General features: G+C 45.7%; 8 protein-coding genes and 1 pseudogene. 8 read left to right on the top strand and 1 reads right to left on the bottom strand.

Going from position 1 to position 9,078, the window contains the following annotated elements:
• Positions 1-470, bottom strand: a pseudogene (locus tag A3763_RS03910) (type II secretion system protein GspE); the annotation flags it as partial.
• 405 nt (positions 471-875) lie between these two features.
• Between A3763_RS03910 and A3763_RS03915 the strand changes: the two are divergent.
• The 8 genes from A3763_RS03915 to A3763_RS03950 form a co-directional block, all read left to right on the top strand.
• Entirely contained in the window at positions 876-1,520 is a 645-nt protein-coding gene (locus tag A3763_RS03915) for a type II secretion system protein N (protein ID WP_068511072.1), read from the top strand.
• 6 nt (positions 1,521-1,526) lie between these two features.
• A complete protein-coding gene (locus tag A3763_RS03920) occupies positions 1,527-2,213 on the top strand; it encodes a transglutaminase-like cysteine peptidase (protein ID WP_082865153.1) in 687 nt (228 codons plus the stop codon).
• A 123-nt stretch (positions 2,214-2,336) separates the two neighbouring features.
• Positions 2,337-2,717, top strand: coding sequence for a MerR family DNA-binding transcriptional regulator (locus A3763_RS03925; RefSeq protein ID WP_068511073.1), 381 nt, complete (start codon positions 2,337-2,339; stop codon positions 2,715-2,717).
• A 39-nt stretch (positions 2,718-2,756) separates the two neighbouring features.
• Positions 2,757-3,914 carry an isovaleryl-CoA dehydrogenase gene (locus A3763_RS03930; protein ID WP_068511075.1) on the top strand — a complete coding sequence of 386 codons (1,158 nt, stop codon included), beginning with the start codon at positions 2,757-2,759 and terminating at the stop codon, positions 3,912-3,914.
• A 70-nt stretch (positions 3,915-3,984) separates the two neighbouring features.
• Positions 3,985-5,592, top strand: coding sequence for a carboxyl transferase domain-containing protein (locus A3763_RS03935; RefSeq protein WP_068507216.1), 1,608 nt, complete (start codon positions 3,985-3,987; stop codon positions 5,590-5,592).
• A gap of 59 nt (positions 5,593-5,651) precedes the next feature.
• Positions 5,652-6,437: an enoyl-CoA hydratase-related protein gene (locus tag A3763_RS03940; RefSeq protein WP_068507218.1), complete on the top strand. Its 786-nt coding sequence runs from the start codon at positions 5,652-5,654 to the stop codon at positions 6,435-6,437.
• An 8-nt stretch (positions 6,438-6,445) separates the two neighbouring features.
• The gene (locus A3763_RS03945) at positions 6,446-7,333 is read left to right on the top strand and encodes a hydroxymethylglutaryl-CoA lyase (protein WP_068507219.1); all 888 of its coding nucleotides are present in this window, start codon (positions 6,446-6,448) and stop codon (positions 7,331-7,333) included.
• 21 nt (positions 7,334-7,354) lie between these two features.
• The coding region (locus A3763_RS03950; protein WP_068759903.1) for an acetoacetate--CoA ligase at positions 7,355-9,078 on the top strand (1,724 nt) is incomplete at its 3' end.

Consider the following 9,078-nt stretch of genomic DNA (forward strand, 5'->3'; position numbering starts at 1 on the left):
TTTACTGCTTCGGTCAAAATAGCATTAATTAGTCTGATGATCGGCGCATCATCTTCTTGCTCTAATAAGTCCTCGGTCTCTGGAACCGAGTTTGCCAAGCTGGCCAGATCCATATCGTCGCCCAGACCTTCGACCATCTGCATTGCTTCTGCAGAGTCATTTTGGTAAGCAAGCCCTAAAGCTTCGTCGAACTCTGCCTCATCAACTTGTTGAAAAGGAACCTCACCAAAAGTTAGACGGTTTACTTCTGCAAAAGCCTGGGAGCTAAGACCCGCCCGATAAAGAATCTCATACTCGTTATTTTGATTTTTCAACAATACTATCCCTTGCTTCTTAGCAAAGGAGAATGGCAACCGCTCAAATGGAAGCATTAAACCAGTATCTTCAACAGAGCCGGATGCGGTGCCGGACTCTTCTAAAGTCGGAATATCCGCTGCATCAGCACTATTATGTTGAGACTCTTCTATCACGGTAACCCCTTAAATTCGGTCCGCCAGGTTAGTATTATTCATAATCCCACGAGCAAGCTAAATTAAGCATTTAACTTAAGTAAGACGAGCATTGTATTGTCTTAATCTTATAAACAATAGACGATTACATTAAAACATCGTAAGACTAATATAAACGCAAAAACACGCTCTTTATTAACTAATTCATATATTTTGTCAGGATAAGCAAAATTAAGTCCTATGAAATACCAAAATACCCTGACAGAACCCCATAAAAAAAGCGCTACAGTAAAACCATTTTTTGAAGACTCTTACATAAGCAAAGCTAGATCTTGTGCTACTATAATGGCTAAGACATAAATATAAATGATCACGGCTGAAACATTGCGAAACTGTGACAGCGACGACTAATCCAGGTTTATTAACATGTTGTTTAACCGGCTTCCCTTAATATCAGCGCTCGCATTATGCGCACTTATTTGCGGAAGTATTTATATACAACTAGCCCCTATTTTCATCCAAGACCTTAAAAAAGATCTTAAGCCTACAACCCCCTCTAGCAGTGTCGCGCAAACAAATACTAACAAGCCGCAAAAAACTCACAACATCTCCAAGTTCAGCCTGTTTGGCGACGTTAACAAGGCCATAAGCAAACCAAAACCAGTCGCCAAAGACCTCCCAAAAACTAGCCTAAAACTTCTGCTTACGGGCGTCATGGCAAGCGGTAATACTGACAATGCCAGCGCCCTTATCCAAGGACCAGATAAACAAACCTTAAACTATCGAATAAATGACGAACTGCCGGGCGGTGCAACACTTAAACAAGTTTATCCAGATCGTGTCGTATTAGAACGCTCTGGGCGATTAGAAAACCTGGTATTTGTCGAACAGCGCCCTATTGGCTTTGAAAGCTATGAGCCAGTGGATGATCCTGAAATTGAGGAAACAGAGAACACCGAAAACAACCCCATCATTACAACTCGCGCAGCAAACCCGGGCAGAACGCAGGGCATAAAAGACCGTTTAAGCAAACTTCGGAAGCGAATGCTTAAAAATAGAGTAAACCAATAAGTCACAATGACTCCGATATTCAATAGCTATTGCTTAGGCCTCACTCTTTTAAGGACCCCGATTTACAAGCGGGTTGTCATAATTTTTTTTATTACGACCTGCGCCTCAGCCCTAGACCTTAACTCTAAAGTTCTCGATTTTATTGACCAGCGCTTCGGCCAGGACGCTGTTAGCCGACTCCAGCAATGGGAAAGAATCGCTAATTACAAACAAAACATTACCCATCAACAAAAGCTAAAACTTGTAAACCAGTTCTTTAATAGAGTGAAGTTCGTATCCGATCAAGAACAATGGAATAAGGAAGATTATTGGGCAACGCCATTAGAGTTTTTGGCAACCAATGCTGGCGACTGTGAGGACTTCTCAATTGCAAAGTACTTTACGCTTCGGGAAATGGGAATCCCTGATGACATGATAAAAATCACCTACGTCAAAGCGCTTGAGCTGAACCAGGCTCACATGGTCCTCGCCTATTACCCGACTCCAGACGCTGAACCCCTCATTCTCGACAACCTGATTAATGAAATAAAACCAGCAGGCCAACGTACCGACCTGGCACCTGTATACAGCTTCAACGGTGAAGGCTTATGGCTTTCGAAGATTAGAGGTCAGGAAGGTAAACGCATTGGCAATGCAGATAAGCTGGAAAGCTGGGTAGAGCTATTGAACAGACATTATAAGTTACTGAAATAAGCATCACCCACCCTTTAACCCACCACAACACAATTTTGTCACTAGACCACACAATGTTGACGTTAACGTCAACGTAAGTATATCATGATAGCTAAAGTAAATTGGCCAAAAAGGGTTGATAGAATGAGCCAACAATTCAGCATTAGCGAACTGTCTCGCGAGTTCGATGTCACCACCAGAACCATACGCTTTTATGAAGCAGAGGGACTTCTGCACCCTACCCGAAAGGGACAAACGCGAATTTATTCAGATGCCGACAGAGTCACACTAAAACTGATTATTCGAGGCAAACGCCTTGGTTTATCGCTTGCCGAGTCAAAAGAACTCATTCAGTTGTACGACCCAAGTGGTGCAAACCAAGTTCAATTACGACGCCTGCTCGATAAAATTAATGAGCGCAGACAAGTCTTAAAGCAACAGGTTGAAGATATTCGTGTTATGCAGCTCGAACTTGATGAAGCCGAGTCTCGGTGCATAGACGCGATAAATAAACAAAAGACATAAACAATCTCTTACCGAATAAATAGAAATGTGAGGCCAACCATGCAATTACTAAATTTTGATTTGTGTGAAACCAATGACATGCTCAGAGACCAGGTCTCTAACTTCGTCGCAAGTGAGATTACGCCCATCGCTGCAAAGACCGATAGTGATAACGAGTTCCCTAACGAGCTTTGGCCTAAACTTGGTGAAATGGGTCTATTGGGCATGACCGTACCGGAAGAGTTTGGCGGCACAAACATGGGCTACCTTGCTCATGTACTGGCAATGGAAGAGATCAGCCGCGGCAGCGCATCGATTGGCCTTAGTTATGGCGCTCATTCAAATTTATGTGTTAACCAAATCAACCGTAACGGTAGCCAAGAACAAAAAGAAAAGTATTTACCGAAGCTTATTTCGGGTGAGCACATTGGTGCACTCGCAATGAGTGAGCCGAACGCTGGTAGTGACGTTGTGAGCATGAAACTTAAAGCCGAAAAACGCGGTGACCATTATGTTCTCAACGGTAGCAAGATGTGGATTACCAACGGGCCCGACGCTAACACCTATGTCATTTACGCTAAAACGGCGCCAGAGAAAGGCCCGCACGGTATAACTGCCTTTGTCGTCGAGCGTGACTGGAAGGGCTTTAGTCGGTCTCCTAAGCTAGACAAGCTGGGTATGCGCGGTTCAAACACCTGCGAACTGGTATTTCAAGATGTCGAAGTCCCTGTTGAAAATGTTCTTGGTCTTGAAAATGCGGGCGTTAAAGTACTAATGAGCGGCCTCGATTATGAACGTGTCGTGCTATCAGGTGGGCCAACGGGCATTATGCAATCTTGCCTCGACCTGGTTATACCTTATATCCACGAACGCAAACAGTTTAATCAGTCGATCGGCGAGTTCCAGTTAATCCAGGGGAAGATGGCTGATATGTACACAGCACTCAATGCCAGCCGCGCCTACTTATACGCCGTTGCTAAAGCCTGTGACCGAGGTGAGACCACCCGTAAAGATGCGGCCGGTATCATTCTATACAGCGCTGAAGCAGCAACTAAAATGGCCTTGGAGGCAATCCAAATACTTGGCGGCAATGGCTACATTAACGAGTTCCCTGCTGGGCGCCTATTACGAGATGCGAAGCTCTATGAAATTGGTGCCGGAACTTCCGAGATTCGTCGTATGCTAATCGGCCGCGAATTATTTATGGAAACGCGTTAACACCCTGCCTCGTTAATTAAAGCCAAGCCTTAGCAAATATTGCTAAGGCTATCGATGGATAGAATCATTTATGACCGTTATACAATCCAACACAGACGCTTTAAGCGCACAGTTTAAAGAAAGAAAGCTTGCGATGGACGAGCTGGTGACTGGGCTGCGTGAAACCATTCAGGCCACCGCAAATAGCGCCGGGCCTGAAGCGGTAAAGCGCCACCTAGCTAAAGGAAAGCTTTTACCCAGAGACCGAGTCACGAGATTAATTGATCCCGGCTCACCATTTCTTGAGTTATCTCAACTTGCTGCCCATGAGGTATACGATGAAAAGGTTCCCTCTGCCGGTGCAATTACTGGCATAGGCCGAATCAATGGCACTGAGTGCATGATTGTTGCCAACGATTCGACGGTTAAAGGAGGCACTTACTACCCTCTTTCGGTTAAAAAACATCTCCGCGCCTTAACCATCGCTGAAGAGAATCGCCTACCCTGCGTCTACCTTGTAGATTCAGGTGGCGCAAACCTCCCTAATCAGGATGAAGTCTTTCCGGACGAGGATGACTTTGGCAACATTTTCTATCGACAGGCCAACATGTCTGCCAAAGGGATTCCACAAATCGCCGTTGTACTTGGATTGTGTACCGCAGGTGGCGCTTACGTCCCTGCAATGGCCGATGAAAGCATAATGGTTCGCAACCACAGTACAATCTTTCTAGCAGGCCCACCGCTAGTTAAAGCTGCAACCGGTGAAGAAGTTAGCGCAGAAGACCTGGGCGGCGCTGATGTGCATTGCAAAACCTCTGGTGTTGCTGATCATTATGCCGACAGTGAAGAGCATGCTATCCAGATCGCTCGAGAATGTGTATCAAATCTTAATTGGCAGAAGCCAAAACAAATGGCTACTCGCCCAGCAAAACCACCTAAGTACCCGGAAAATGAAATTAACGGAGTGGTTCCATCTGACCTAAAAACCCCTTACGACGTGCGAGAGGTCATTGCTCGAATCGTTGATAATTCTGACTTTTCAGAGTTCAAGCAATACTTTGGTGAAACACTCGTTTGCGGCTTTGCACATATATATGGAAACCCGGTAGGTATTATTGCTAACAACGGTATTTTGTTCTCTGAGTCAGCTCAAAAAGGCGCGCACTTTATTGAACTATGCTGCCAACGTAAGATCCCTTTGATCTTCCTACAAAATGTCACCGGCTTTATGGTTGGCAAATCGTTTGAAGAAGGCGGTATCGCCAAGCATGGGGCAAAGATGGTCATGGCCGTCGCTTGCGCTAAAGTTCCGAAGTTTACGATCATTATTGGCGGAAGTTTTGGTGCCGGAAATTACGGCATGTGCGGGAGAGCCTATCATCCACGATTCCTATGGATGTGGCCAAATGCACGTATTTCAGTAATGGGTGGCGAACAGGCTGCAGGCGTTCTGGCACAAGTTAAACGAGATAGTTTGGCTAAACGTGGCATCATTTGGTCTGATGAAGAAGAACAAGCACTCAAGCAACCGATTATCGAACAGTTTGAAAAACAGGCACACCCTTATTATGCCAGTGCACGCTTATGGGATGACGGCATAATCGAGCCTAGCGACACTCGAAAAGTTCTTGGCGTCGCAATCTCAGCTAGCCTAAACGCACCAATAGAAGATACCGAGTTTGGCGTATTTAGAATGTAAGTATGAGCGATCACTCAAATTACTCATAAGGTACAATTCAATGAATCAGGATATTAACCATGCAGCCAGCAAGTACTCTTCAATTTGATAAGCAAATCGCCACCCTTTGCTTATCGCGCCCTGAAAAGCACAACGCTTTCGATGACCAGGTAATTACCGAACTACGCGCACATATAAAAACAGTCAACGACTCAGATGCGCGCGTTATGGTACTCAAAGCTGATGGCAAACATTTCTGCGCCGGGGCTGACTTAGCCTGGATGAAACGTATGGCAACGCTAAGTCATGAAGACAACCTTCACGATGCACGCCAACTTGCTGCGCTTATGCAAGAGTTAAACGATCTTAGGATTCCCACAATAGCACGCGTACAAGGAGCCGCCTACGGTGGAGCAATCGGGCTTATCGCGTGCAGCGACATTGCCATCGCCGATGAGAAATCACGTTTCTGTTTAAGCGAAACGAAACTCGGTTTAGCACCTGCCACCATCGGGCCTTTTGTTGTTGAAGCCATCGGCCCTCGCATCGCAAAAAGACTATTCTTAACTGCTGAAGTATTTAAGGCTCAAGCAGCAAAGGGTTATCAACTTGTCCATGAAGTTGTAGCAACTGAACAATTAGATGAGCAAGTACAGGCTATTGTTGAACAAATTTTAACAACTGGCCCGCAAGCCAGTATTGCAGCCAAGCAGCTAGTGGCTGACATAGTGCAAGCTCCTGAAGACTTAAGTGAACGCACCAGCCAGCTTATTGCTGACTTACGCGTATCGGAAGAAGGTCAAAATGGATTGAAGGCATTTTTCGATAAGCAGCCAGCTCCTTGGATTAAGAGCAATAAGGAGTAAACACAAGCATGAGTGATCAAGTAAGAATTGTTGAAGTGGGTCCGCGTGACGGGCTACAAAACGAAGCTGGAATCGTAAGCTTGGAAGATAAACTCGCCTTAATCGAACAGCTTGGCAAGGCTGGACTGAAGCAAATAGAGGCCGGTAGCTTTGTTTCACCCAAGTGGGTTCCCCAGATGGCCAGTAGTGCAGAGGTTTTCACAAAGCTAAGTCGCAGAGATGATATCTGTTACTCAGCTCTCACCCCAAACCTCAAGGGTTATGAAGCAGCCAAATCTGTCAATGTGGATGAGGTTGCCATATTTACTGCAGCTTCAGAAGGCTTTACTCAGAAAAACATCAACTGCAGCATTGATGAAAGCATTGCTCGTTTCGAGCCACTTATTACCCAGGCCAAGCAGGATAATTTGCGCGTTCGAGCTTATGTTTCTTGCATTATCGCCTGCCCTTACGATGGCATCACTTCGCCTGAAAATGTTACTAAAGTCTGTGAGCGCCTGCTGAGCATGGGCTGCTACGAGGTATCACTCGGCGATACAATTGGCATTGGTACGCCCGTTCAAATAAAAACGCTGCTCTCTCAACTATTGAGACACTTCTCGACCAATCAACTAGCCTGCCATTTTCACGATACCTACGGCCAAGCGCTTGCCAATCAATACGCAGCCCTAGAGTTAGGCTACAGAACTTTCGATACCTCAGTAGCTGGCTTAGGTGGTTGCCCCTATGCAACCGGAGCCTCTGGAAATGTCAGCACAGAAGACACCGTTTATATGCTCCAGGGGGCTGGCATGGAAACAGGTATTGAGCTAGACAAGCTCATTGAAGCAGGAAACAGAATTTGCAATGCAATTGGCCGAACTAATCAATCAAAAGTAGCGCTCGCATTAAAATAACCAGACTCGGAACAGCACGACATGAATCAGCAAAATAACGAATGCCTTTGGCAACCTAGCATAGACCGCATATCGCAGACAGAACTGACTCGATTCATGTCTTATCTAAATCAGCAAAGCGAACATTCATTTGAAAGCTACGATCAACTCTATCGTTGGTCTGTCTCTGATAAGCAGGCATTCTGGTCACAGCTGTGGGATTTCTTTGATGTCAAAGGTCATAAAGGCGAACTCACCTTGCTTAATGAAGACAAGATGCCGGGTGCGCAATGGTTTCCAAATGCGACCTTGAACTTTGCCGAGAATCTGTTGCGCCAAGCTGAAAGCAGCCCTGCATCGATAGCGATTGTTGAACGTGGCGAGCATGGCCTTAGAACAGAGCTTAGTTACCAGGAACTACTCCAGCAGGTTAATAAGTGTGCCACATATCTTAAGCAAGTGGGCGTAGCAAAAGGCGATGTGGTAGCCGGCTTCCTACCAAATAGTTGCTATGCGGTGATTGCCATGCTTGCTACAAGTAGCCTCGGTGCAATCTGGACATCCTGTTCACCCGATTTTGGCGTAACAGGCGTGCTCGATCGCTTCGAACAAACTCGTCCTAAAGTCCTTTTTGCTACAGACGGTTATTACTATGGAAATAAAACTATCAGCAGCCTTGAACGTGTTAAAGCCGTCCAGAAAGGTCTAAGCGAATTAGAAGCCTGCATACTGATTCCTTATCTCAAGCCAAAAGATAGCGACAAAGAAGCCCTTGGTGATTCATTTCATACCTGGGCGGATGTAATGAAGGTAGAGGACAACAGCGCATTGTCATTCACGCAAATGCCCTTTTCGGCACCGCTGTACATCCTCTATTCATCAGGAACAACAGGCAAACCCAAATGCATTGTACATAGCGCTGGTGGTACCTTGATTCAGCACCTCAAAGAGCTTGCACTGCATACCAACGTCAAGCCAAATACCAAGCTTTTCTACTACACAACCTGTGGCTGGATGATGTGGAACTGGCTCGTTTCTGGTCTAGCCTTAGGTGCTACGCTAGTGTTGTATGACGGCTCACCATTCCACCCAGAACAAACCAGCCTGCTTGATATTGCAGACGAAGAAGGTATCGATATTTTTGGGGCTAGTGCCAAGTATTACGCTGCCTGTGAGAAGTTTGGTCTGTCGCCGAAGCATAGCCACCAACTTGATAGCGTCGAAGCATTCTTATCAACCGGCTCCCCCTTGAGCCACGAAAGTTTTGAATATATTTACCGCGACATTAAGACGGACGTATGCGTCTCTAGTATTTCCGGGGGCACAGATATCATCTCTTGTTTTGCGCTAGGAAACCCGAATCTTCCAGTATACAAAGGTGAGCTTCAATGCATTGGCTTAGGGATGGACGTACAATTTTTAGATGATGATGGAACTAGCCTTACACAAGGAAAAGGAGAGCTTGTTTGTAAGCAAGCCTTCCCTTCCATGCCAACCGGTTTCTGGAATGACAAAAATAACGAAAAATACCAAAGCGCTTACTTTAAACGCTTTGACAACACATGGGCTCATGGGGACTACGGAGAGCTTATTGTCCACGAAGCAGATAATGGAACACCAACCCAAACCGGCGTAATCATTCACGGCCGCTCTGATGCAATCCTTAACCCTGGCGGTGTTCGAATAGGTACTGCTGAGATTTATCGTCAGGTTGAAAAGGTTGAGGAAGTGTTTGAGTCAATTGCTATCGGCCAAGAATGGCAAGA

It is taken from the genome of Oleiphilus sp. HI0128 (assembly GCF_001635365.1).

Coding starts and splice junctions, on each gene's coding strand:
- A3763_RS03935 (WP_068507216.1), top strand. CDS start 3,985: ATGACCGTTATACAATCCAACACAGACGCTTTAAGCGCACAGTTTAAA.
- A3763_RS03940 (WP_068507218.1), top strand. CDS start 5,652: ATGCAGCCAGCAAGTACTCTTCAATTTGATAAGCAAATCGCCACCCTT.
- A3763_RS03930 (WP_068511075.1), top strand. CDS start 2,757: ATGCAATTACTAAATTTTGATTTGTGTGAAACCAATGACATGCTCAGA.
- A3763_RS03945 (WP_068507219.1), top strand. CDS start 6,446: ATGAGTGATCAAGTAAGAATTGTTGAAGTGGGTCCGCGTGACGGGCTA.
- A3763_RS03920 (WP_082865153.1), top strand. CDS start 1,527: ATGACTCCGATATTCAATAGCTATTGCTTAGGCCTCACTCTTTTAAGG.
- A3763_RS03915 (WP_068511072.1), top strand. CDS start 876: ATGTTGTTTAACCGGCTTCCCTTAATATCAGCGCTCGCATTATGCGCA.
- A3763_RS03925 (WP_068511073.1), top strand. CDS start 2,337: ATGAGCCAACAATTCAGCATTAGCGAACTGTCTCGCGAGTTCGATGTC.